This window comes from Streptomyces sp. NPDC047081 (assembly GCF_040643775.1).
Taxonomy (GTDB): Bacteria; Actinomycetota; Actinomycetes; order Streptomycetales; family Streptomycetaceae; genus Streptomyces.
In genome coordinates, this window is sequence record NZ_JBEYUY010000021.1 from 28,750 (window position 1) to 52,009 (window position 23,260).

General features: G+C 71.4%; 18 protein-coding genes. 5 read left to right on the forward strand and 13 right to left on the reverse strand.

The genetic code is table 11. The features are described 5' to 3' along the window. Positions 1-43: 43 nt before the first annotated feature. Together ABZ848_RS32695 and ABZ848_RS32700 are read right to left on the reverse strand one after the other, a co-directional pair. Entirely contained in the window at positions 44-931 is an 888-nt protein-coding gene (locus tag ABZ848_RS32695; protein ID WP_360837763.1) for an ABC transporter ATP-binding protein, read from the reverse strand. Then, positions 924-1,841, reverse strand: a complete 918-nt coding sequence (locus tag ABZ848_RS32700) for an ABC transporter permease (protein ID WP_360837765.1) — start codon at positions 1,839-1,841, stop codon at positions 924-926. Before ABZ848_RS32700 ends, ABZ848_RS32695 begins: the two co-directional genes overlap by 8 nt. A gap of 309 nt (positions 1,842-2,150) precedes the next feature. Between ABZ848_RS32700 and ABZ848_RS32705 the strand changes: the two genes are divergently transcribed. Next, positions 2,151-2,789 (forward strand): TetR/AcrR family transcriptional regulator, encoded by a 639-nt coding sequence (locus ABZ848_RS32705; RefSeq protein WP_360837766.1) that lies wholly within the window; start codon positions 2,151-2,153, stop codon positions 2,787-2,789. Positions 2,790-2,864: 75 nt separating this feature from the next. Then, complete coding sequence (locus tag ABZ848_RS32710; protein ID WP_360837768.1) at positions 2,865-3,509, forward strand: response regulator transcription factor; 645 nt, start codon at positions 2,865-2,867, stop codon at positions 3,507-3,509. Positions 3,510-3,530: 21 nt separating this feature from the next. Here ABZ848_RS32710 and ABZ848_RS32715 read toward each other — a convergent pair whose 3' ends face one another. The 3 genes from ABZ848_RS32715 to ABZ848_RS32725 form a co-directional block, all read right to left on the reverse strand. Then, on the reverse strand, positions 3,531-4,520 hold the full coding sequence (locus ABZ848_RS32715) for an ADP-ribosylglycohydrolase family protein (protein WP_360837770.1): 990 nt from the start codon (positions 4,518-4,520) through the stop codon (positions 3,531-3,533). Positions 4,521-4,584: 64 nt separating this feature from the next. Continuing rightward, on the reverse strand, positions 4,585-5,565 hold the full coding sequence (gene galE, locus ABZ848_RS32720) for a UDP-glucose 4-epimerase GalE (protein WP_360837772.1): 981 nt from the start codon (positions 5,563-5,565) through the stop codon (positions 4,585-4,587). 85 nt (positions 5,566-5,650) lie between these two features. Then, positions 5,651-6,904 (reverse strand): glycosyltransferase family 87 protein, encoded by a 1,254-nt coding sequence (locus tag ABZ848_RS32725; RefSeq protein ID WP_360837774.1) that lies wholly within the window; start codon positions 6,902-6,904, stop codon positions 5,651-5,653. 92 nt (positions 6,905-6,996) lie between these two features. Here ABZ848_RS32725 and ABZ848_RS32730 point away from each other — a divergent pair, with 92 nt between their 5' ends. After that, positions 6,997-8,577, forward strand: a complete 1,581-nt coding sequence (locus ABZ848_RS32730) for a glycosyltransferase family 39 protein (protein WP_360837776.1) — start codon at positions 6,997-6,999, stop codon at positions 8,575-8,577. Positions 8,578-8,661: 84 nt separating this feature from the next. On the opposite strand, the gene ABZ848_RS32735 is transcribed toward ABZ848_RS32730, so the two are convergent. Then, a complete protein-coding gene (locus ABZ848_RS32735; protein ID WP_360837778.1) occupies positions 8,662-9,141 on the reverse strand; it encodes a MarR family transcriptional regulator in 480 nt (159 codons plus the stop codon). 126 nt (positions 9,142-9,267) lie between these two features. Between ABZ848_RS32735 and ABZ848_RS32740 the strand changes: the two genes are divergently transcribed. Further along, complete coding sequence (locus tag ABZ848_RS32740; RefSeq protein WP_360837779.1) at positions 9,268-9,681, forward strand: organic hydroperoxide resistance protein; 414 nt, start codon at positions 9,268-9,270, stop codon at positions 9,679-9,681. Positions 9,682-9,697: 16 nt separating this feature from the next. Here the strand turns inward: ABZ848_RS32740 and ABZ848_RS32745 are convergent, their stop codons facing one another. After that, on the reverse strand, positions 9,698-11,257 hold the full coding sequence (locus ABZ848_RS32745; protein ID WP_360837780.1) for a hypothetical protein: 1,560 nt from the start codon (positions 11,255-11,257) through the stop codon (positions 9,698-9,700). Positions 11,258-11,375: 118 nt separating this feature from the next. Between ABZ848_RS32745 and ABZ848_RS32750 the strand changes: the two genes are divergently transcribed. Next, positions 11,376-12,584, forward strand: a complete 1,209-nt coding sequence (locus ABZ848_RS32750; RefSeq protein ID WP_360837782.1) for a hypothetical protein — start codon at positions 11,376-11,378, stop codon at positions 12,582-12,584. Here ABZ848_RS32750 and ABZ848_RS32755 read toward each other — a convergent pair. From ABZ848_RS32755 to ABZ848_RS32780, 6 genes are all read right to left on the reverse strand, one after another. Beyond that, complete coding sequence (locus ABZ848_RS32755) at positions 12,572-14,809, reverse strand: bifunctional glycosyltransferase family 2 protein/CDP-glycerol:glycerophosphate glycerophosphotransferase (RefSeq protein ID WP_360837784.1); 2,238 nt, start codon at positions 14,807-14,809, stop codon at positions 12,572-12,574. The two genes, ABZ848_RS32750 and ABZ848_RS32755, sit on opposite strands and share 13 nt — an antisense overlap. A gap of 1 nt (position 14,810) precedes the next feature. After that, positions 14,811-17,012 (reverse strand): CDP-glycerol glycerophosphotransferase family protein, encoded by a 2,202-nt coding sequence (locus ABZ848_RS32760; RefSeq protein ID WP_360837786.1) that lies wholly within the window; start codon positions 17,010-17,012, stop codon positions 14,811-14,813. A gap of 148 nt (positions 17,013-17,160) precedes the next feature. Continuing rightward, positions 17,161-19,368 (reverse strand): bifunctional glycosyltransferase family 2 protein/CDP-glycerol:glycerophosphate glycerophosphotransferase, encoded by a 2,208-nt coding sequence (locus tag ABZ848_RS32765; RefSeq protein ID WP_360837788.1) that lies wholly within the window; start codon positions 19,366-19,368, stop codon positions 17,161-17,163. A gap of 133 nt (positions 19,369-19,501) precedes the next feature. Next, a complete protein-coding gene (locus ABZ848_RS32770; protein ID WP_360837790.1) occupies positions 19,502-20,383 on the reverse strand; it encodes a carbohydrate ABC transporter permease in 882 nt (293 codons plus the stop codon). After that, positions 20,380-21,732 (reverse strand): sugar ABC transporter permease, encoded by a 1,353-nt coding sequence (locus ABZ848_RS32775; RefSeq protein WP_360837792.1) that lies wholly within the window; start codon positions 21,730-21,732, stop codon positions 20,380-20,382. The genes ABZ848_RS32770 and ABZ848_RS32775 overlap by 4 nt, the downstream gene beginning before the upstream one ends. 8 nt (positions 21,733-21,740) lie before the next feature. Next, complete coding sequence (locus tag ABZ848_RS32780) at positions 21,741-23,114, reverse strand: ABC transporter substrate-binding protein (protein ID WP_360837794.1); 1,374 nt, start codon at positions 23,112-23,114, stop codon at positions 21,741-21,743. Positions 23,115-23,260: the final 146 nt, after the last annotated feature.

The following is a 23,260-nucleotide window of genomic DNA, read 5'->3' on the forward strand; positions in this document are numbered from 1 at the left end:
GGGCGCCCCCCGAGCAGGGGGCGCCCTCTTCGTGTGCGGGAGCTCAGGCCGGCACAGTCGTCGTCGGCTTGGGCTTCGGCTTTGCCTTGGGCTTCGGCTTGTTGCCCTTGTCCCCGGTGAAGGCCTCGTACTGCTCCATGACCTCCTCGGTCGGCCCGTCCATGCGCAGCTCGCCGCGCTCCAGCCACAGCACGCGGTCGCAGGTGTCGCGGATGGACTTGGCGCTGTGGCTGACCAGGAAGACCGTGCCCGCCTGCTCGCGCAGCGCACGGATCCGCTCCTCGGACCGGATGCGGAAGGCCGCGTCACCGGTGGCCAGCGCCTCGTCGATGAGCAGGACGTCGTGGTCCTTGGCGGCGGCGATGGAGAAGCGCAGCCGGGCGGACATGCCGGAGGAGTACGTCCGCATCGGGAGGGTGATGAAGTCGCCCTTCTCGTTGATGCCGGAGAAGTCGACGATGTCCTGGTAGCGGTCCTTGATCTGCTCCCGGGACATGCCCATGGCGAGACCGCCGAGGTAGACGTTGCGCTCGCCGGTCAGGTCGCTCATCAGGGCCGCGTTGACGCCCAGCAGGGAGGGCTGGCCGTCGGTGAAGATACGGCCGTTCTCCACCGGGAGCAGGCCGGCGATCGCCTTGAGCAGCGTCGACTTGCCGGAACCGTTGGTGCCGATCAGGCCGACCGCCTCGCCCTTGTACGCGACGAAGGAGACGTTCTTGACAGCGTGCACCGTGCGCACGCCGGCCGCCTTCTCGGTCTGCTTCCGCCGCAGCATGCGGTTGAGCGCGGCGGTCGCGGAGCCCTTGCCGGCGCCGGTGCCGTTGACCCGGTAGACGATGTCGACGCCGTCGACGACGACGGTGGGGATCCGCTCGTCGGGCGTGCGGCCGGCGGGGACTCGGTCGTTGATCTCGAAGGTGTTCTCAGCCACGGCCGTACGTCTCCTCAGCCTTCCAGAAGTAGATGAAGCCGACGACTCCGGCGAGCAGCGCCCAGCCCGACGCGAGCGCCCACACGTGGGGCGGCAGCTGGCTGGCGTGGAAGCTGTCGATCAGGGAGTAGCGCATCAGGTCGATGTAGACGGCCGGCGGGTTGGCCTTGAGGACGGGGGCCACCCAGCTCGGCAGGCCCTTGTGCTGGCCGGTCAGCCGCTCGATGCTCCACATGACGCCGGAGATGTACATCCAGGTGCGCAGCACGAACGGCATCAGCTGCGCGATGTCCGGGGTCTTGGCGCCGAGCCGGGCCATGATCATCGCCACGCCGGCGTTGAAGGTGAACTGCAGGATCAGCGCCGGGACCGCCAGCACCCAGGAGGCCGCGACCGGCACACCGAAGCAGAGCAGGATGACGACCAGCGCGCACATCGAGAACAGCAGCTGCTGGAGCTGCTGCAGGGCGAACGAGATCGGCAGCGCGGCCCGCGGGAAGTGCAGGGCGCGGACCAGGCCGAGGTTGCCGGAGATGGCGCGGGTGCCCGACATGATGGAGCTCTGGGTGAACGTCCAGATGAAAACGCCCGTAACAAGGAACGGGATGTAGTCCGGCACGTTCCGCTTGGTGTCCAGCAGGACGCCGAAGATGAAGTAGTACACCGCGGCGTTCAGCAGCGGCGTCATGACCTGCCAGACCTGGCCGAGCTTCGCCTGGCTGTACTGGGAGGTGAGCTTGGCGGTGGCGAAGGCGCTGATGAAGTGGCGGCGGGCCCACAGCTGACGGACGTACTCCGGCAGGGAGGGGCGGGCGCCGCTGACCGAGAGGCCGTGCCGGGCGGCCAGCGCCGCGAGATCGTCGTCGGCCTGGGCCGGCGTCGGGGGCGGTGTGTGGAGGACCTGGCTCACATCCGCTGCTTTCGCTCGGGGGGAGGGGGGTGCGGGCGTCCGGCCCGTCGGCCGGCCGGTCCGTTGCCCCACGTTTCCTTACGCTTCTCTTCACGTTCTCTTACGTCGGGACGGGACCGTATCGTCGCAACGTGAGCGTAGGCCCAGTCGGCGTCGGAACGCAACCGTTTCGTCGTAACGTGTTTGTCCCCGGAGGGTCCCCGGAGGGTCCCCGGTGGATCCACGGCGAGTCCGTAGCGGCGTGAGGACGACACCGTTTCGTCGCAACGCCTGCCGCGTCAGGACGCAACCGTTTCGTCGCAACGCCCTATGCTGGACCGCATGACGACGAACGCCGAGGAGTCCCAGACGCGTCCGCGCCGCCGTGCTCCCGCCGGAGCGGCCGTTCTCCGCGAGGATGTGACCGAAGCCATTCGCGCGGCCGTCTTCGAGGAACTCGCGGCCGTCGGCTACGCGCGGATGTCCATCGAGGGGATCGCGCGCCGGGCGGGCGTCGGCAAGACCGCGGTCTACCGGCGCTGGAAGTCCAAGCTGCACCTCGTCCTCGACGTCGTCTCGGCGATCGCGGTGATGGGCCTGCCGACGCCCGACACGGGCTCCCTGGAGGGCGACCTGCGACTGCTGTACGAGGTGACCTCCCGGGCGCTGCGGCACCCGGTGGCCTCGCAGATCATCCCGGACCTGCAGGCCGAGGCGGCCCGCAATCCCGAGATCGCCGAGGCCATGCAGAAGACGCTGCGGGAGGGGCAGGAGGGGGTGGCCCTGAAGATCCTCGTGGCGGCCGAGCAGCGGCGCGAGATCCGTGTGGGGTTCGACGAGGAGCTGGCCCTCGACCTGATCTCGGGCCCGCTGTACTGGCGTTCCGTGGTGATCCGCGGTCCGAAGCTGCCCAAGGGGTACCTGGACGCGCTGACCCGGGCCACCGCGGAGGCCCTGAAGGCGCTTTGAGTATGCTGCGGTCCCCGGCCGCCGGTGGCCGTAGGAAAGTCGCCGTTCGGTGACCGGAGTTGAGGCGGAACAGCCGTGAGAGTCGTGATCGCCGAGGACAACGCCCTGCTGCGGGAGGGGCTGGTCCTGTTGCTGACGTCCGCCGGGCACGAGGTCGTGGCCGTCGCCGGGACCGGGCCCGAGACCCTGCCCGCGCTGCTGGAACACCGGCCCGACGCCGCCGTGCTCGATGTGCGCATGCCGCCCGGGTTCCGCGACGAGGGGCTGCGGGCGGCGCTGGAGGCGCGCAAGGAGATCCCCGGGCTGCCGGTGCTGGTGCTCTCGCAGTACGTCGAGGAGTCGTACGCCGCGGAGCTGCTGACCGGCGGGGCGAACGGGCTGGGCTACCTCCTCAAGGACCGTGTGGGCCGTGTGGACGAGTTCCTGGACGCCCTGGAGCGGGTCGCCTCCGGCGGTACGGCGCTCGACCCCGAGGTCGTCACGGAGCTCCTCACCCGCCGCAAGAACTCCCCGCTCGACTCCCTCACGCCGCGCGAGCGCGAGGTGCTGAAGCTGATGGCCGAGGGCCACGACAACGCGACGATCGCGAAGACGCTGGTCGTCACGGAACGCGCGGTGCACAAGCACATCGGCAACGTGTTCCTGAAGCTGGGCCTGCCGCCAAGCGACAGCGGACACCGCCGGGTGCTGGCGGTGCTGACGTATCTGAACAACCAGTAGCCCGGCCCAGGGGCTGGGGCTTCAGGCCCCCTGAGCGTCCAGCCGCCCGGCGAGCTCCGCCAACTCGCCCACGCGCAGCACCCGTTCACCGAACCCCGGCAGAGGCACGTGCAGCACGGTGCTCCAGCGCTCGGGAACGGCCCCGACCCCGTACACGGCACCCGCGAGCCCGCCGGTCACGGCCGCGACCGTGTCGGTGTCCCCGCCGAGGTCGACGGCGGCGCGCACGGCGGTCTCGTACGAGGAGGTCGTGCGCAGCGCCCAGACGGCGGAGGCGAGGCACGGCCACACCGCTCCGTTGAACTCCGTGGCCAGGTCGGGATGCCAGTCCGGCGCGAGCACGCGCGCGTACCGCTCACGGTGATCGGGGTGCACCGCCGCGAGCGTGTCCGTTACGGCGGTGAGTGGATCGCCGCCGTTCAGGGCGACGCGTATCAACTCGTGGAAGACCGCGGTCCCTTCCCAGGCCGCCCGGTCCCCGTGGGTGAGGGCGGCGATACGGCGGGCCGCGTCCATCGTGGCCTCCCGGCCCGCGCGCGCGAAGTACACGGCGGAGGTGGCCGCCCGCATCAACGCGCCGTTCCCGGCGGCCCGTTGGCTCGTCTGGAAGTGCACGGCCGCCGCCAGGTCCCAGGGATCGCCGCTCGTCAGTACCGCCTCGGTCTGCAGGCCGATGTCCTTCGGGTCGGCCGCGGCCCAGCGCCGGAACCGGGCGAAGACGTCGGCGGGTTCGAGGCCGCCGTGCTCCAGCAGGGACTCGCCGACCAGCACCGCCATCTGCGTGTCGTCGGTCGCCTCACCGGGATCCCACCCACCGCCACCGCACATCTCGCCGCCCGCACCAGGCACCGGAAACCGCGCGGAGAACGCCCCCTCGGGCCCGAACTCGAAGGGCGCGCCGAGAGCGTCCCCGACGGCCGACCCGATGACCGTGCCGAGGGCGCGGTCGGTGCGGGACGGGGTCGGGGAAGGGGCCGTAGAAGGGCCTGAGGAGGCGGTCCGGTCGTTCATCCGCGCAGGTTACGCCAGGCCGGTCGGCACTCACTCCGCGCAGGCTACGCCAGCCCGGTCCGCACTAACTCCGCGCCGCCTCCGGATGCGACCGCACCCACCCCTCCCAAGCCGACGCGATCATGTCCTGGACGTCGTGCTTGGCCTTCCACGCCAGTTCCGTGGCCGCCCGGTCCGCGGAGGCGACGACCCGGGCCGGGTCGCCGGGGCGGCGCGGGGTGACCGTCGGGGGACGGTCGTAACCGGTGATCGCGTTGATGCGGTCGATCATCTCGCGGACCGAGACGCCCTCGCCGCGGCCGATGTTGAGGGTCAGATCACGGCCGGGGGCGGACCGCAGGGCGCGGGCCGCGGCCACATGGGCCTCGGCCAGGTCGACCACGTGGATGTAGTCGCGCACGCACGTGCCGTCCGGGGTCGCGTAGTCGTCGCCGAAGATGCGCGGCGGGGCGTTCTCCGTGAGCTTCTCGAAGACCATGGGGATGAGGTTGAAGACGCCGACGTCGGCCAGTTCGGGGCTCGCGGCGCCCGCCACGTTGAAGTAGCGCAGGGAGGCCGTCGACAGGCCCGTGGCCCGGCCGGTCGCGCGGACCAGCCACTCGCCGGCCAGCTTCGTCTCGCCGTACGGCGACATGGGGACGCACGGGGTCTCCTCCGTCACCAGGTCCACGTCCGGCATGCCGTACACCGCCGCGGAGGAGGAGAAGACGAAGGAGGGCACGGAGGCGGCCGTCACCGCCTCCAGGAGGACCCGCAGGCCCTCCACGTTCTCGCGGTAGTAGTGCAGGGGGAGGTCCACCGACTCGCCGACCTGCTTCTTCGCCGCCAGATGGACGACCCCGGTGACCTCGTGCTCGGCCAGCGCGCGTGCGACCCGCTCGCCGTCCAGCGTCGAGCCCGTCACCAGCGGCACACCGTCCGGCACGCGCGCGGCGATGCCCGTCGACAGGTCGTCGTAGACCACGGTCCGCTCGCCCGCCTCGGTCATCGCCCGCACCACGTGCGCACCGATGTAGCCGGCGCCGCCGGTGATCAGCCAGGTCATGTGCGACCGTCCCCTCGTCAGTGGGCCCGTCTCCCGTGCCATGGTCGGGGCCGTCTTCCGGGTAACAGTGAAGCAGGCGGGACTGTCAGACGGGGACGGCCGGGGTGACTCCCTGTGCGTCCGGGGACACACGGGGTGTCCGGACGGCGGGCGCGGTCGCGGTCGAGCGCCACAGCCGGGTGAAGGACAGTACGGCGGCCGTGGCCAGGAGCCCGTTGCGTACGAGCATCAGGGCGCAGCCCGTCCACGTGCAGGCCATGACCTGGCCGTACAGGACCGGATACGCGACCGCGCTGACCGCGGTCGCCGCCAGGACGAGGACCGCGACCGGGCGCTGCGCGGTGTGCCGCGAGGTCAGGCACACGGCCGCCAGGCCCAGCAGCCAGATCATGTACTGGGGGCTGATCACGCGGCTGGTGACGGTGAACAGCAGCACCGCGCCGAGCGCCGCGTCGTACGGGGTCGCCGGCGTCCAGTGCCGGGCCCGAAGCCGCCACGCGAGCAGCAGCGCGAAGGCGAGCGCGGTGAGCGCGAGGGACGCGTGCGCGACGGTACGCACGTGTGGTCCCGTGAACTCGAAGGCGCCGTACTGGTAGTGGACCCGCCCCGGCCAGCCCGCGTGCGTCGCGAAGGCGAGCACCGTGCCGCCCAGGGACTCGATCTGCACGCCTCGCCCGCCCTGTTGGCGCAGGAAGTCGAAGGGGTGGGTGAACAGGGCCGCCAGGACGGCGAGCGTGCCGGTGCCCATGACGGCGGCCCGGCCCCACGCCGAGCGCGTCGCGCGCCCCCTCGGGATGCCGAGGAGCACCAGTACCGGCCAGACCTTCACCAGGGCGCCGAGCGCCGCGAACACCCCGCACGCGCGCGTGGAGCGCGACAACGTCAACAGGGAGATGACGGCCAGGGCCGTGACCTGGACGTCGTAGCGGGCGAGCGGGACGTTCAGGAGGAGGGGAAGGCCGCCGACCCAGAGGGCGGCGCCGAGGCGGGAGCGGCCGGGATGCCGGCCCGCGCGGGTCAGCGCGACGGTGATCGCCGCGTCGCAGACGAGGGTGAGGGCGACGAACGCCCGGAAGTACGTCAGGCCCGGCAGCAGCGCGGGCGACAGCAGGACCGCGCCGGCGCCCGGCGGGTACTGCCACAGGGGGTCGTGCGCCGGGAAGCTCCCGTGGGCGAGGACGACGTACCAGTGGTCGTACAGCCGCCACACCTCCCGGGCGACCGCGCCGTCGCCGAGCCGGGGCAGCGCGTCCTGCGCGAGCAGCCAGAGCATCAGGGCGCGGGTGGCGAGCCAGGCGGCGGTGAGGGCGAGGCGCGGATGGTTGCGGAGGGCGTTCATCGCGGTGGATCGTAAGCCGGGCGAATGGCGTGTGCGTGCTAATACACCGTCAATCGTCGGTAAGAGCTTGCTAACAGCACAAAATCGGCCGTGTGGAGACCGAGGACGCGGGGCGGCCTGGCCGCAGGTGGGTACGTGCCGAGGCGGTGGCCGTGGCGGTGCCGGCGGCCGTCATGTTCGCGCTCGGGCTGTGGGGGCTCGACCGGGGCGGCATGTGGGGCGACGAGAGCGTCACGTATCTGGTCGGGCGGCGTACGGTGCCGCAGATCTGGCGGCTGCTGCACACCGTGGACGCGGTGCACGGCCTGTACTACCTGCTCATGCACGCCGTCCTGGCCGCACACCCCGGCGAGGTGGTCCTGCGCCTGCCGTCCGTGTTCGGTGCCGCGGCGGCCACGGCCCTGGTGGCGGCCCTCGGCACCCGCCTGTCCCGCCCGCGCGTCGGACTGTGGGCCGGTCTGCTGTACGCGATCACACCGATGACCGGCCACTACGCCCAGGAGGGCCGGTCGTACGCGCTCGTCGCGGCGGGCGTGGCGGGGGCGACCCTGCTGCTGCTCCGGGCCGTCGACGGCCGCCCGGCGCCCCGCCGTTGGTGGCTGTACGGCGGTGTCCTCGCGGCGACCTGTCTGCTGCACGAGCTGGCCGTCCTGGTGCTGTGCGCACACGCGGCGACGCTGGCGTCGGCGCGGGTGCCGCGGGCGGTGTGGGCCGGGTGGGCGCGGGCGTCCGGGGCGGCGGCGCTGGTCCTGCTCCCGCTGGCGTGGGTCTCCCAGGCCCAATCAGGCCAGGTGGCGTGGCTGCGGACACCGGGCTGGGCGAACGTCGAGGGCCTGGCCCGGTGCTTCGCGGTCGGCCGGACGGGGGTGGTGTTCTGGGGGTACGTCGCCCTCGTGGTCGTCGGCATCGGGGCCGGCCGCCTGGCGTCGGTGGCCCTGCCGCTGCTGGTGCTGCCCCCGGCCATCCTGATGCTCGCGTCCCAGGTGCAGCCGCTGTACGACGACCGGTACGTGCTGTACGCCCTCGCGGGGGCGCCGTTGCTGGCGGCGGCGGGGGCGGATCGGGTGGTGACGGTGGCGGGGCGCTTGTGGCGGAGGGCGCCGAGGCGTCCGTATCCCCGTCGGCCCTACCCCCACCCCGTCACCCTCACCGGCGTCCTGGTCATCGCGGTCGTCTTCGTCGCCTGCCTCCCCCTGCAGCTCAAGAACCGTTCCGCCGACCATCGGCCCGAGAACCTCGCCGCCGTCTCCGCCGTGGTGGCCCGGCAGGCACGGCCCGGTGACGCCGTGCTGTACCTGCCGTCGGTCTGGAGGGTGGGGGCGTTGGCGTATCCGCGGGGTTTTCGGGGGGCCCGTGATGTGGCGCTCGCGGAGTCCGGGGCGCGTTCCGGGACGCTGAGCGGGCTGGAGGCGCCGCCGGGGGAGGTACGGCGCAGGCTCGCGTCCGTGCGCAGGGTCTGGGTCGTCGCCCCGGCTTATGTCCTGAACTCCCGCCGCTCTCCGGCCAACCCCACCGAACGCCTCAAACTCGCGCTCGTGGAACGGCACTTCAAGCCGGTCGAGGACTTCGAGACCGGCCGCATCACCCTCGGGCTCTACGTCCGCCGCGAGGCGCCGAGCACCGGCGCCCCCAACCACCTCCCACCACCCTCGACCACACCACGCCACCGCTAGGCGCGCCGCGCTCCGGGCTCCTGGGCCTCACCGCGCCGCCGCTGGGCGCCGCGCTCCGCGCCCCCGGCCACCTCCGTCGCCCCCCTAGGCCCCGGCCTCCGCCTCCGCCGCCGCGTCCAGCGCCACCGTCAGCTCGTCCAAGCGTTCCCGCAGTGCGCGGATCTCGTCCACGTCGAAGCTCGTCGCCGTCACGATGCGTCGTGGTACCTCCAGGGCGCGGTCCCGCAGGGCCGTGCCCTCGGCCGTGAGGTGGACCTCCACCGAGCGTTCGTCGCGGGTGCTGCGCTCGCGGCGGACCAGGCCGGCCGCCTCCAGCCGCTTCAGCAGCGGCGAGAGCGTGCCGGAGTCCAGGCGCAGGTGTTCGCCCAGTTTCTTGACCGGCAGCCCGCCGTGCTCCCACAGCACGAGCATCACCAGGTACTGCGGATACGTGAGCCCCAGGTCCTTGAGGATCACCCGGTAGAGGCCGCCGAAGGCGCGCGAGGCGGCGTTCAGGGAGAAGCAGATCTGCTGGTCCAGGCGGAGCCAGTCGGTCGCGGGCGTCGGGGTCGGCGTCGTACTCATGCCCCCAGGATAGCTCTTGCGAGCCATTTAGTTGTGTGCAATTGAGTTGTGTGCTCTACTTGTCGTCGTGAGGCGGCCGCAAGAAGAGCCGCCGGAGCATGACTGACTCGAGAGGGATGGATTTCCATGGACGCGCTCTACACCGCAGTCGCCACCGCCACCCACGGCCGCGACGGTCGCGCCTTCACCAGCGACGGCAAGGTCGACGTCAAGCTGGCCCCGCCGGTGGAGCTGGGCGGCAACGGCGAGGGCACGAACCCGGAGCAGCTCTTCGCCGCCGGTTACGCCGCCTGCTTCGGCGGCGCCCTCGGCCTCGTCGGCCGCCAGGCCAAGGTCGACGTCAGTGACGCCGCCGTCACCGCCGAGGTCGGCATAGGCAAGCAGGGCGAGGGCTTCGGCCTCAAGGTGACGCTGCGCGTCGAGCTGCCCGACACCGTGGACCAGGAGACCGGCCGCAAGCTGGTCGAGACCGCCCACCAGGTCTGCCCCTACTCCAACGCCACCCGCGGCAACATCGAGGTCGACCTCGTCATCGAGTAATACCGGGTACCGATAGTCACCCGACCCGCGCCAGCACCTCCCCCGTCCGTCGGCTCCACGCCACCACCACCGCCTCCTCGGGCACCTGGTGCCACCGCGTCAGCAGCAGCCAGCGGACGTGGTACCGGCGGACGACGGCATCCCGCTCGGCGCGGGTCGCGTCCGGGGCGAGGTAGGCGCGGACGTCGGCGGACATCCGGTGGCGCCGGGCCTCGTCCAGGGCCGGGTCGGGCCAGATCGGCGCGGCGAGGTTCGGCCCGTACCCGGGGAACGTGTGGGCGGCGCTGTAGCCGTCGGTGAGCACGACCTCGCCGGGCCGGACGTACCGCGCCGCCCAGTCGTACGTCGGCCAGCGCGGCGGCTGTTCGAGCCCCACCGGGTCCAGCGCCCGCGGCACCACGGCCCCGCCCTGCACCGTGCAGAACCCGACGCACGCCCACACCGCCGCCACCGCGCCCACCGCCTTGCGGAAGGCCCCCCAGGGCCGCGGCGCCGCCAGCTCCACCGCGAGCGCGAACTGCAGCGGCACCAGCACCGCCCACAGCACGCGCGCGTACGTGTAGTGCCCGCTCACCCAGCCGTACGCCAGCACCAGGCCCTCCAGCGCGAACATCAGCAGCAGCGGATCGCGTCCGGCCGAGCCCCGGGCCCGCCACCACAGCGCGGGCAGCCCGACGAGCGCCAGCCAGGAGTTCCCGGCCAGGTGCTCGTACAGCCGCCGGTGCATCCAGTCCATGGCGGTGTCGCCGCCGAGCGAGAAGACGTCGTAGTACGGCCATACCGCCGCCGTCAGCAGCGCGGCCGCCCCCGTCACCGTCCACCGGACCACGACCGGCCGGCGCCACCCCCGTTGCCGTGCGGCCACGATCGCCACCGCGCCGACCGCCGCCGACACGGCCGTCACCGGATGGACCAGCAGGATCAGGCCGTACAGGGCGCCGATCCCGGCGTACCCCCACCAGCCCTCCAGCCCGCTCGGGCCGACGAACCGCACGGCCCGTTCGCGCTCGCACGCGCGCGTGACCGTCAGCGCCCATGCCCAGAAGGTCAGCCCGATCGCGAACGACGACGGATAGCTGATGTTCGTCGTCATCGACATCAGCCCGAGGTAGCCGCTCCACAGGATCCGCTCGTCGCCCCACAGCAGCGTCATGAAGGGCAGTGCCAGCACCGGCGCCCACGGGCGGTCCGTCAGCGTCCTCACGAACCGGCCGACCCCCGTCAGCAGCACCATCAGGTGCAGCGGGCCCGCGAGCCGCAGCACCGCCCACCCCGACAGCCCGGTCAGCCGCGCGAAGACGCCCTGCGCGACGGCGTACGGGCCGTAGTAGGGGCTGCCCGCGCCCGGCAGATCGGCCATCGAGTGGGCGGGGTGGAGGAGATTCGCCTTGAGGCGTTCGATCACCGCCGCGTGCTGGCCGGCGTCGCAGCACAGCGGGATCCGCCAGAAGGCCAGCGTCATCACCAGCCAGAACAGAAAGCCGAAGAACTGATACGGCGTCGGCCGCCAGGTGCCGCCGCCGCGCAACGCCGTAGCACCGTGCACGATACGGCGGACGAGGACGTCGGCGCTCACATTCTCTCCCTTTGTCGTGATATGTCATTTCACCATGTGGAGGCTCCCTTTCTGGTTCTCTGTCATCGCCCTGGTGTTCGTCGGCGCTCAATCGGCGGAAATCCAGGGGCGCGCCCGTATGGACACCCGCCAATACATCGCGCACGCCTACATGTTGCAGGGCGTCGGCCGCGAAGAGGCCTCCCGGCGGGCGCTCGACTATTACTGCGACAGCGCGCGTGTCGCGACCGCGCGACGGGAGAGCGCGGACCTCGGTACCTATCGCAGCGGCGACGGCGGAAAGCCCGCGTACCGAAACTGCGTTGCGGCGATGGAACACACCGTCGAGGTCAATTCCCAACGCGCCGATGTCACCGGCTACATGGCCCTGTTCAGCGATCCGCGCATCGCCGAGATCTTCGCGACCAGACCCGCCTATCCCGCCTTCACGGTCCCGTTCATCCGCGCGTTCGGCCTGGTCCGGGGCCTGTGGGCGGCGGGGATCGCGGTGACCGTCATGGCCAGTGGGTTCGTGGTGCTGATCCTGCGCAGGCTCGGCGTGTCCGTCCCGCTCGCACTGCTCGGACAGGTCCTCTACTACGCGCTGCCGACCGGAACGGACTCGATGCAGCCGATGTGCGAGGGGCTGCTGTTGTGCGTTCTGCTCGGCGGTGTCCTCGGATGCGTCGGGATCCTTCAGGGGCGAATTCGGTCCGGGGCGGCGATTTCCCTGACCGCATTCACGGCCGCCGCCTGCGTGAAATACGCCCAGACCCTGCTGGCCGTAGCCGGAATCGCGGGCATGACCGCGCTGTTCGTCGGCCTTCGGTGGCTACGGCGACGGGAATTCCCCCGGCCCGAACGGGCGCTCCTCGCCACGACCGCGGCCTTCGTCCTGGCCCTGCAGCTCACCATCGTCGCCCTCGGACTGCCGAGTACCCGGGCCAGCGTCCAGGAGTTGATGTCCGTCCATTACAACAAGCCGGTGCCCCCGCATCTCCTGCACGAATTCCTGCGCCTGAACCTCGCGTTCTGGCGGGAATGGCTGCGCGACGCGGTCGTCCACCCGATGGAACTGCTCCTGCTCGCCGCCGGCGCCTGGGGAGCCCTGCGGTATCACCGCTCGTTCGGGTTCCTGATCGTCGGGATCGCGGTGGCGGGGTTCGTGAACCAGGCCGGGCACCCCGAAGTGGCCATGGGACCACGGCTGTTGGTGATGGCGAGTCTGCTCCCGGTGTGCGGTGTCCCGCTGCTGGTCGAGAGCCTGCGGGAGAGGGGGCGGGACCCGATGGTCCGGCCCCCTCGTGTCGGACGCCAGTTGTCGGCGCCCGAGGGTCAGTTGTACTGAGGCAGCCGCGCCGAGCCGTCGGCGGCCCGCGGGATGCTCACCACCGCCCCCTCGCCGCCCGGCGCCTCGCCGAGCAGCAGCTGCCGTACGACCCGTTCGGCGGCGTGCCCGTCGTCGAACTCGCAGAAGCGCTCGCGGAACGCCGTCCGCAGCCCCGCCGCCTCCTCGTCCCGCCAGGTCCCGGAGGCGAACAGCCACGCCAACTCCCGGTAGGAGCGCGACACATGGCCCGGCGCCTCGGCCGTGATGTCGAAGTAGGCGCCCCGGCTCGCCGCGTACGCGCCCCAGTCGTCGGCGTGGACCACCATCGGCCGGTCGAGGTTGGCGTAGTCGAACATCAGGGACGAGTAGTCGGTGACCAGCACGTCCGAGGCGAGCATCAGGTCCTCGACGTGCGGTTCGTCCGTGGCATCGACCAGGACGCCCCGCGCGTGCAGGTCGGCGAGGCCGAGGCCGCGCGCTGGGCCGGTGGCGAGCGTCGGGTGCAGGCGTACGACGAGGGTGTGGCCCGCGCCGAGGTCGGCGGCGAACCGGGCCAGGTCGATCCGGTCGACGTGTCCGCCGCGCCGGTACTCGCGGCGGGTCGGCGCGTACAGCACCACCGTGTGGTCGGCGGGGATGCCGAGCCGCTCACGGACCGAAGTGCCGTGCCCGGCGGGTGCGTTGACGAGGACGTCGTTGCGCGGGCTGCCCGTGCGCACCGACTCGAAGTGGCAGGGGTACGCCCGCTCCCACACCAGCTCCGAGTGCCGGTTGGCGACCAGGCTCAGGTCCCAGCGGTCGGCGCGGTGCAGCAGCTTCGGCACGCTGTAGCCGTGCCGCGCACCGGGCTTACCCAGCAGGTCGGCGCCCATGTACTTGAGCGGCGTGCCCTCGTGGGTGTGCACCTGGATCTGACCGGGGCGTTTGACCGCCGTGCCGGGCCAGTTGACGTTGTTCACCCAGTACGTGGCCCGCGCCATGACCGAGTGGTAGCGCCGCGAGCCGGGTGTCACGTACTCGACGCCGGGCGGCAGCGCGTCCACCGCGTCCTCCCGCACCACCCACACCCCACGCAACTGCGGCGCGATCTCCCGGGCCTTGGCGTGGATCGCGGCCGGGTCACCGGACACGCCGGAGTGGTGGGAGGCGGAGTAGACGACGAGATGCGGGTCGAGGGGCAGCTTCAACTGGGCCGCGTACCAGGCGCTTTGGGCCGTCTTCGACACCTTGGCGGTCGTACGGCGCTTGCCCGCACCCGCGATCCGGCGCAGGCCGCGCACCCCGCGCAGGGCCGCGTACGCGGGGTACGGCGCCGAGGCCAGCAGCCGCATCTCGGTGCCGCGGGCGTCGTCCGGCGGGGTGAAGCCCTCGGGGCAGTGGCGGCGGTGGAAGGCGCGGATCTCGCGGTGGAAGTCGGCGCGGTCGGCCGGGGTGACCCGGTCCTCGCGGGCGATCACGTACAGCATGTGGTCCATGGCCCGCTCGAACAGCAGCGGCCGCGCCCACGCGAGGTCGTCCCGCTCCGCCAGGAACGCGAACAGGCCCTCGTACTGCTGAAAGATGTCGAAGTGCCTGCGCCCGGGCGTCTTGGTGATCGCCCCCTGCCGCCGCTGCCGGTACTCGACGCCGATGCGGTTCAGACAGGCGATGCGGTCGGCGAGGACCATCGAGCGGTAGGTGACGGGCGCGTCCTCGTAGAGGCCGGGCGCGTACTGGAGGCCGTGCTCCTGGAAGAAGTCCCTGCGGTACGCCTTGTTCCAGGCGACCAGGAACAGGTGGATGTACTCGGGGTGCTCGCGGAGGCTGAAGACGTCCTGGCCGGCGCGGGCCAGCAGGGCTGAGGCGTCACTCGGGCCGCCGCGGCCCCACCAGTGGGTGCGGATGTGGTCGAAGACCAGGATGTCCGGGTCCTCGGCCGACTTCAGCCGGTCGGCGACGGCGGCCAGCAGGCCCGGCGTGTAGAAGTCGTCGCTGTCGAGGAAGAGGACGTAGTCGCCGCGCGCCTGCTCCAGACCGGCGTTGCGGGCGCGGCCGAGGCCGACGTTCTCGGGCAGGTGCAGCACCCGCACCCGCTCGTCGCGCGCCGCGTACTCGTCGAGGATCGCGCCGCAGCCGTCGGGCGAGCGGTCGTCGACGGCGATGACTTCGAGATCCGGGTACGACTGTCCGAGCACCGAGTCGAGGCATTCGTGCAGATAGCCCTGCACCTTGAAGACGGGGACGACGATGCTGAAGCGGGGCACGTCAGCGGCTCCTTACGAGAGTGGCGGCGGGGGCCGGGACGCGCTCGGCGAGGGGGATCACGGGCGGGATCGACTCGGGCGGCTCACCGAGCAGCACCCGGCGTACGACGCGCTCGGCGGCGCGACCGTCGTCGAACCCGCAGAAGCGCTCACGGAACGCGGCCCGCGCGGCGGTGGACTCCGGCCCCGCCCAGGAGCCGTCGCGGAAGATCCGGGCCAGCTCACCGGGGGTGCGGGCGACGGGCCCCGGCGGGTGCTCCATCAGGTCGAAGTAGACGCCCCGGGTCTCCCGGTAGACGTCCCAGTCGTCGGCGTACACGACAACGGGCCGGTCCAGGTTGGCGTAGTCGAACATGATGGACGAGTAGTCGGTGATCAGCGCGTCGGCGGCCAGGCACACGTCCTCGGAGGAGCGGTGCGCGGTGACGTCGATGATCCGGCCGGTGGTCCGGGCGGCACCCTTGTCGTAGAAGTAGTGGGCGCGCAGCAGGACCACCACGTCCTCGCCGGCCTCCTCGCAGAAGGCCTCCAGGTCGAGGCCGGTCTCGAAGCCGGTGTGGTAGTCGCGGTGGGTGGGGGCGTACAGGACGGCGGTCTTGCCCTCCGGGATCCCCAACTCCTGCCGGATACGGGCCACATCGTGCGCGGTCGCCGTGTAGTAGACGTCGTTGCGCGGATAGCCGTACTCGAGGGTCTCGTGCGCGGCCGGGAAGGCGCGCTCCCACATCTGGGTCGAGTGCGCGTTGGAGGTGAGGTTGTAGTCCCAGCGGTCGACGCGGGCCAGCAGCTTGGTGAAGCTGCCGGTCGCGGCGGCGACCACGGGGTACGTCGCCTGGTCGACGCCCATCTTCTTCAGCGGGGTGCCGTGCTGCGTCGACAGGTGCACGCTGCCCTCGCGCTTGACGACGGCGTCCGCGAAGTTGGCGTTGTTGATCAGGTACTTGGCGCGGGCGAGGACGTCCCAGTACTTCGCGGTGCCGATGACCGCGTACTCGATGTCCTTCGGCACGGTGTGCGCCTGGTCGGGCTCGACGAGGAACACCGAGCGGATGTGCGGGGCGAGTTCGCGCGCCTTCGCGTGGATCGCGGCCGGGTTGCAGGCGTAGCCGCGGCCCCAATAGGCGCAGTACACGGCGAGGTTGGGGTCGAGCGGACGGCGCAGCGCACGCCGGTACTGGAGGCGGGTGCGCAGACCCCGCGGGCGCGGCAGGAGTTCGAGGGCCCGCACCGCCGACTGGTTGGCGCCGCGCAGGGCCCGGAAGGCCGCGTACGAACCGCTCGCGAGCAGCCGGTGCTGTACGCCGAGGCTGCCGGCCGGGGTGCGGAAGCCGGCCGGGCGGTGGCCACGGTAGAGCGCGCTCGCCCGGCGGAAGAAGGCGCGGCGGCCGGTGCGCAGGCGGCGGGGATGGGCGGCCGTTTTGAGGACGGTCGCGAAGAGGTGGTCGAAGAGCGGGACCAACCGCTCCTCGTGCAGGCCCAGTTCGGCGGCCCGGGTCAGCACCAGCTCGGTCTGGTCGAGGAGTTCGAGGTGGTGTGCGCCCGGCAGGCTCAGCCGGTTGCCCTGCCGGCGCGCGAGATGCCGTACGACGACCTGGCGCAGCACCGCCGCCTTCTCGGCCCGCAGCACGACCAGGCCGCCGAAGCCGACGTCCGTGAAGTGGCCGTCGGGGAAGGTGAGTTGGTGGCCGACGAGGAAGGCCCGGCGGTAGACCGCGCTCCACGCCGGGAGCTGGACGCCGGTCAGCTGCGGGACCTGGTCGAGGGCGAAGGGGCCGGCCGGGGTCTTCGGCAGGAGCAGCTCGGCCGGGTTGGTGGGCTCGCCGTCCCACCAGGGGACGCGCTCGTGCTCGGCGTACAGGACGTCCACGTCGCCGGTCTCCGTGAGCCGGGTGTCCAGGGCGGTCAGCGCGCCCGGGGCCAGGGTGTCGTCGCCGTCGAGGAACAGCAGATACGCGCCGGTCGCCGCCCGCATCCCGGCGTTGCGCGCCCCGGCCAGACCGGCCGACGGCGGCGAGTGCACCGGGCTCACCCGGGAGTCCCGCTCGGCGTACCCGGCGGTGACGTCCGCCGCGGGCGCGTCCGGGGCGTCGCAGACCGGGATCAGCTCGAAGTCGCCGAAGGACTGCGCGAGGACCGAGTCCAGCGCCTGGGACAGCCGGCCGGCCACCCCATGGGACGGGACGATGATGCTGAAGCGGGGCATTCTGCTCTTTCTCTCAGGGTCGTTCGGGCGGGAGGTACGGGTGCCGTCAGCGCCCCGGCCGCCCCGCGGGACGCCAGGTGGACGGCCGGCTCGGTGTGGGTCGCGAGGGGCTGGAGGACATGTGAACTCCCCGGAGTGGGAACGGCGTTCAGAGGCTGTCGGTGACGGTCAGCGGACCGCCGGGTTGGGGCACTGTGGCTTGCGGGGAGCGCGCGAGGCCCGCAGCCGCGGAGGGCACGGGATGCCGCTCGGCGAGCGGGACGACCGGCGGCCGGCCGGTCTCCCCGAGGACGACATGCCGTACGACCCGCTCGGCGGCGCGGCCGTCGTCGTACGGGCAGAAGCGCTCGCGGAAGGCCGAGCGCAGCTGGACGGAGCGGGAGCCGCGCCAGTGGCCGGTGGCGAAGATGTCGATCAGCTCGTCCTCGCTGCGGGCGACCGCGCCCGGCGGGAAGGCGCGCAGGTCGAAGTAGGTGCCGCGGGCCGCACGGTACGCCGCCCAGTCGTCGTCGGGGGCGTGGATCACGATCGGCCGGTCCAGGCCCGCGTAGTCGAACATCAGGGGCGCGTAGTCGGTGACCAACACGTCCGAGGCGAGGGCGAGTTGCTCGACGCTCGGGTGACCGGTGACGTCGATGATCCGGGTGCTGTGCGGGACGGGGCCGGGGGTGCGGGCCAGGACGACGTAGCGGGGGCCGAGGCGGCTCAGGACGCGTTCCAGGTCGAGGGGGCAGCGCTGGGTGCGGCGGTGGTCGCGGTGGACGGGGGCGTAGAGGATCGCGACGGTGTCGGCCGCGATGCCGAGGGAGTCGCGGATGCGGGTGACGTCGGCCGAAGTGGCCTTCTGGAACACGTCGTTGCGGGGGAGGCCGTATTCGAGGGTGGTGTACGTGCCCGGGTGGACCCGCTCCCAGACGAGGGTCGAGTGGCGGTTGGCGGACAGGACGTAGTCCCACTTGTCGACGCCGTCGAGCAGCCGCTCGAAGTCCAGGTCCCGTGCTGCCGCCGGGCGTTCCTGGAGGTCGAGGCCCATGTGGCCGAGCGGGGTGCCCTGGTGGGTCTGGACCAGGACCTGGCCGGGTCGCTTGACCAGGCGGGGCTCGAACTCGCCGTTGGAGACCAGGTACTTGGAGCGGGCCAGGGCGGTCCAGTGGGCGGCCGTGTCGGGGCGGGGGAGCCAGGACGTGCGGATGCGCGGTGCGTGGGTGCGGAAGGCCTCCTCCAGGGCGCCGGGGTTGCAGGTGTGGGCGCGGCCGTCGTGCGTGGTGAAGACGGCGCGGTCGGCGCGCAGGGGGAGGCGGAGCTGGACGCGGTAGTGGACGCGGAGGGCCAGCCCCCTTGTCGCACGCAGGAGTTTGACCGTGAGCTTGGCCGTGCGGCGGCGGCCGGCGGCGGCCGACTGGAGGGTGCGGTAGGTGCGGTGCAGGCCCCAGCGGATCAGAGTGTGGTGGAGACGCGAGCTCAACGGGACGGGGGCTCCGGGGACGCGGTGACGGCGGTAGTGGGCGCGGGCCCTGCGCAGGAACTCGGCGCGCGAGCCGCGCGGGAGACGGTCGCGGCGGGCCAGGACCTTCGCCAGGTGGTCGACCATGCGGCGGAACAACACCGGCCGCCAGCGCGCGAGTTCGGGGCGCGCGTCGAGGAACGCGAAGACACGGTCGTACTGCTCGAAGATGTCGAAGTGGCTGCGGCTGGTGGTGGAGAGGATGTTGCCCCGGCGGCGCTGGCGGTAGTACACGCAGACCCGGTCGAGGGTCGCGATCGACTCCGCCGACAGCAGGACCGGGAAGGTCCACGGGGTGTCCTCGTAGTAGCCGGGCGGGAAGGCGAAGCCCTCGCGCTCGACGAACTCCCGCCGGTACGCCTTGTTCCAGGCCACCATCAGCAGATGCAGCAGGCCCGGGCGGTCCTCCAGGCGGAAGGGGGCCGGGCCCTGTTCGGTGAGCTGGACGGAGACGATGTTGCGGACCGTCTCGCCGGTCCAGAAGGTGCGCGCGTAGTCGTAGACCAGGACGTCCGGCTCGCCGGTCTCCTTCAGCCGGTCGGCGATCGAGCGCAGCGCGTGCGGGGTGAGGGTGTCGTCGCCGTCGAGGAAGACCAGGTAGTCGCCGGTGGCCTTCTCCAGACCGGCGTTGCGGGCGCCGCCCAGGCCCCGGTTCTCGGCCAGGTGCAGGGGGCGCACGCGCGGGTCGCGCGCCGCGAACTCGTCGATGACCGCGCCGGATCCGTCCGGCGAGCAGTCGTCGACCGCGATCAGCTCCAGATCGGGATACGACTGCGACAGCACCGATTCCAGGCATTCGTGGAGATACGCCTGAACCTTGTACGCGGGGACGATGACACTGAACCTGGGCAAGGCACATCCATGGGGTCGGCGCGGACGACGGGGCCTTGCCCGGGAACGGCCGATGGAGTGACTTGGTTACGGTTTCGTACGGCATAAGGGGGACACCAGGTGAACGGCGTCCCCCTTTCGCCTTGCTTTCCGGCTACTTGACCGCGCCCGCCATGACGCCGGACACGAACTGCCGCTGGAACGCGAAGAACACGACCAGCGGGACCACCATCGAGATGAACGCGCCGGGCGCCAGCACGTCGATGTTGTTGCCGAACTGCCGTACCTGCTGCTGGAGTGCGACCGTCAGCGGCTGCGACTCGGCGTTGGAGAACACCAGCGCGACCAGCATGTCGTTCCACACCCACAGGAACTGGAAGATCCCCAGCGAGGCGATCGCCGGAGCACCCAGCGGCAGTACGACGGTGAGGAACAGCCGGGTCTCGCCGGCGCCGTCCAGCCGCGCCGCCTCCAGGAGTTCCCGCGGGATCTCCGCGAAGAAGTTGCGCAACAGGAAGATGGCGAACGGCAGTCCGAAGCCGACGTGGAACAGCACCACGCCGATGATGTCGCCGAAGATCCCGATCTTGCCGAAGAGATCGGCCAGCGGGATCAGCGCCACCTGCACCGGTACGACCAGCAGCGCCACCACGACCAGGAACCACCAGTCGCGGCCCTTGAAGTCCATCCAGGCGAAGGCGTATCCGGCCATCGCGCCCAGCAGCACCACCAGCAGGGTGGCCGGGACCGTGATCCAGATGGTGTTGAAGAACGCGTGCGTGATCGCGTCCTTCTCCAGCAGCGACTGGTAGCTCTTGGCGGTGAGCTGGCTGGGTGCCGTGAACACCTTCCACCAGCCCGAGGTGGCGATGTCCGTCGGGTCGCGGAACGAGGAGACCAGCAGCCCGAAGGTGGGCACCAGCCAGAACACGGCGACCAGGATCAGGAAGATCCGCATCACCCCGCCCGCCGTACCGCTCGCCACCCGGGAGGCGAAGGAACGCTTGCCGCGCACGGCCGTGTCGAGAGTGGTCATCGTTGACGCTCCCTCCTCAGCCGGCGGATGTTCACGAACATCACCGGCAGCACGAGCAGCAGCAGGATCACGCCGATCGCGCTGCCGACGCCCTCGTTGCCGCCGCCCCCGAAGGACGACAGGAACAGCTGCAGGGCAAGGACGTTGGCGTCGTCCTGACTGGGCTGCGGCGCGATGATGTAGACCAGGTCGAAGATCTTCATCACGTTGATCATCAGCGTGATGAGGACGACGACCAGGACGGGCGAGAGCAGGGGGACCGTGACCCTTCTGAAGACCTGCCACTCGTTGGCACCGTCCACCCGGGCCGCTTCGAGGAGATTTCGGTCCACTCCGGCCAGCCCGGCCGCGATCAGCACCATCGCGAAGCCCGCCCACATCCACACGTACGCCCCGATGATCGCGGGCGTCACCAGCGTCGGGCCGAGCCAGTCGATCCCGTTGTACGGCGCCGAGAAGTTCGAGGCCGGCAACCGCAGTTGGGCCCCGTCGGCGGAGGCGGGCAGCGTGAAGGTGCCGTCCGCGCCGCTCTTGGCGGAGGCGACCACCTTGCCGCCCTTCACCGCCTCGACCTTGACGCCCTTGAGCGCCTTCTCACCCGGGTCGACCTTGCCCTTCGTACCGCCGCCGCCCAGCTTGAAGTCCAGCCAGACGGTGCCGGTGATGCCGGAGCCGCTCGCCGTCTTCGCGTTCTCGGGGCTGCCCGGCAGCTTGTTGGGCGCGATGCCGACCAGCGGGAGCATGGCCGGGGTGCCGGCCCGCACGGTGCCGGTCGTGGTGAACGAGCCGCCCCCGGACGGCTTGAGATCGCTGACCGCCGCGTTCGGCCGGGCGTTGGGGTAGACGGACGACGAGACGAACGTGTCGTGGATGGACTTCGCCACCGCGTTCGCGGCCCCCAGGTTGGGGTCCTGCTCGTAGACCAGCCGGAAGATGATGCCGGCCGCGAGCATCGAGATCGCCATCGGCATGAAGACGATCAGCTTGAACGCCGTACCCCAGCGCACCCGTTCGGTCAGCACCGCGAAGATCAGCCCCAGCGCGGTGACGATCGCGGGCGCCACCGCGACCCAGATCGCCGTGTTGCGTACGGCGGTCAGCGTGGCGTCGTTGGAGAAGATGTCGCCGTAGTTCTTCAGCCCCACGAAGCCGGAGCCGTCGGCGTCGTAGAGACTGCGCCAGATCGAGTACCCGATCGGGTAGACCACGAGCGCCCCGAGGAGGACGAGCGCGGGCAGCAGGAACAGCACCGCCACCCACAGCCGCGTCCCCGTGACGCTCTTGCCCGGTTCGGCGGCGGGCGCCGGCAGTGCGCCGGCGCCCCCCGTCGAGTTCGCCACCGAAGTCATGTCGGCCGTCAGCCGGAGCCGTAGGCCTTGGCCGCGTCGGCCTCCAGCTTCTGCTGGGTGCCCGCGACGTCCTTCGGGTTGCGCAGGAAGTCCTGCAGGTCCTTCCACTCGCCGACACCGGCCGTGCCGCCGAAGGCCGCGGGGGCCTGGTCGGACATGTCGAAGCGGAAGTTGTCACCGGCCGCGATCAGCTGCTGGGCGATCTGCTTGGTGATCGCGTCCTTGTACTTCGACTGGTCCATCTCCTTGTTCGGGGAGAGGATGCCGCCCTGCGCCGCCCAGACCTCGGCCGCGTCCGTCGAGGCCAGGAAGGTCAGTAGCGCCTGGGCGCCCTTGCTGTCCTTCAGCGCCACCGCCACGTCACCGCCGCTGACCACCGGCGACTCGCTGCCGACCGCCGGGAACGGGAACACCTTCGCGTCCGTGCCCAGCTTCGCCTTGGTGTCGCCGTTGATGTTCGCGGCCACGAAGTCGCCCTCGAAGACCATGCCCGCCGGGGTGTCACCGGAGAAGGTCTGGGTGACCGACTTCGGGAACTCCGTGTTCAGCGCGCCCTTGTTGCCGCCCGCGATCAGGTCGTTCTTGCCCCACAGCTGGGCGAGCGTGGTCAGGGCCTCCTTGACGGACGGATCCGTCCACTTGATCTTGTGGGCGGCCAGCTGGTCGTACTTGTCCGGGCCCGCCTGCGAGAGATAGACGTTCTCGAACCAGTCGGTGAGCGTCCAGCCGTCCGCGCCGCCGATCGACACGGCCGGGGAGCCCGCGTCCGACAGCGTCTGCGCCGTGCTCAGGAAGTCCTTCCACGTCTTCGGTACGGCGGAGATGCCGGCCGCGTCGAAGGCGTTGGTGTTGTACCAGACCAGCGACTTGTTGGCGGCCTTCGCGTAGACGCCGTACTGGGTGCCCTTCCAGGCGCCGAGGTCGACCCAGCCCTTCGAGAAGTTCTTGGTGAGCTGGGCCTTGGCGTCCGCGCCGAGCGGCTTGAGCCAGCCCTTGTCCGCGAACTGGTGCAGCACACCGACCTGGGGCAGGAACGCGACGTCCGGCGGCTTGCCGCCCTGGATCTTGGTACCGAGGAAGGTGGACGTGTTGTTGCCGGTCGGCACGAAGTTGACCTTCGCCCCGGTGCGCTTCTTGAACTCGTCCATCACCTTCATGAAGTTGTCCTGCTCGGCGCCGGTCCAGACGGCGGCGACCTCCAGGGTCTGGCCGCTGAGACTGGGGAGCTTGAGCCCGCTGCTGCTTTCGGAGCTGCCTCCGCCGTCGCTCTTGTTGTCGTCGCCACCGCATCCCGACAGTGCCAGGGCGAGCGCTCCCGCGAGGAGAGCGGCGGCCGTCCTGGTTGCCCTGCGTGTCCCGTTCTTGCTGCTCGTGGTGCGCATCACTGCCCCGTTCTTCGTTCGTCGTCGAACGTCGAGCGCTGTCCCGTGCGATCTGGTCTACGCCGACGGGTGTAGGGCGGCAAGAGTGCGTTCCGTGTCAACCCGGGGATCGTGATCCGCTCGTGACCAGGTGCGGGGGTGGGCAG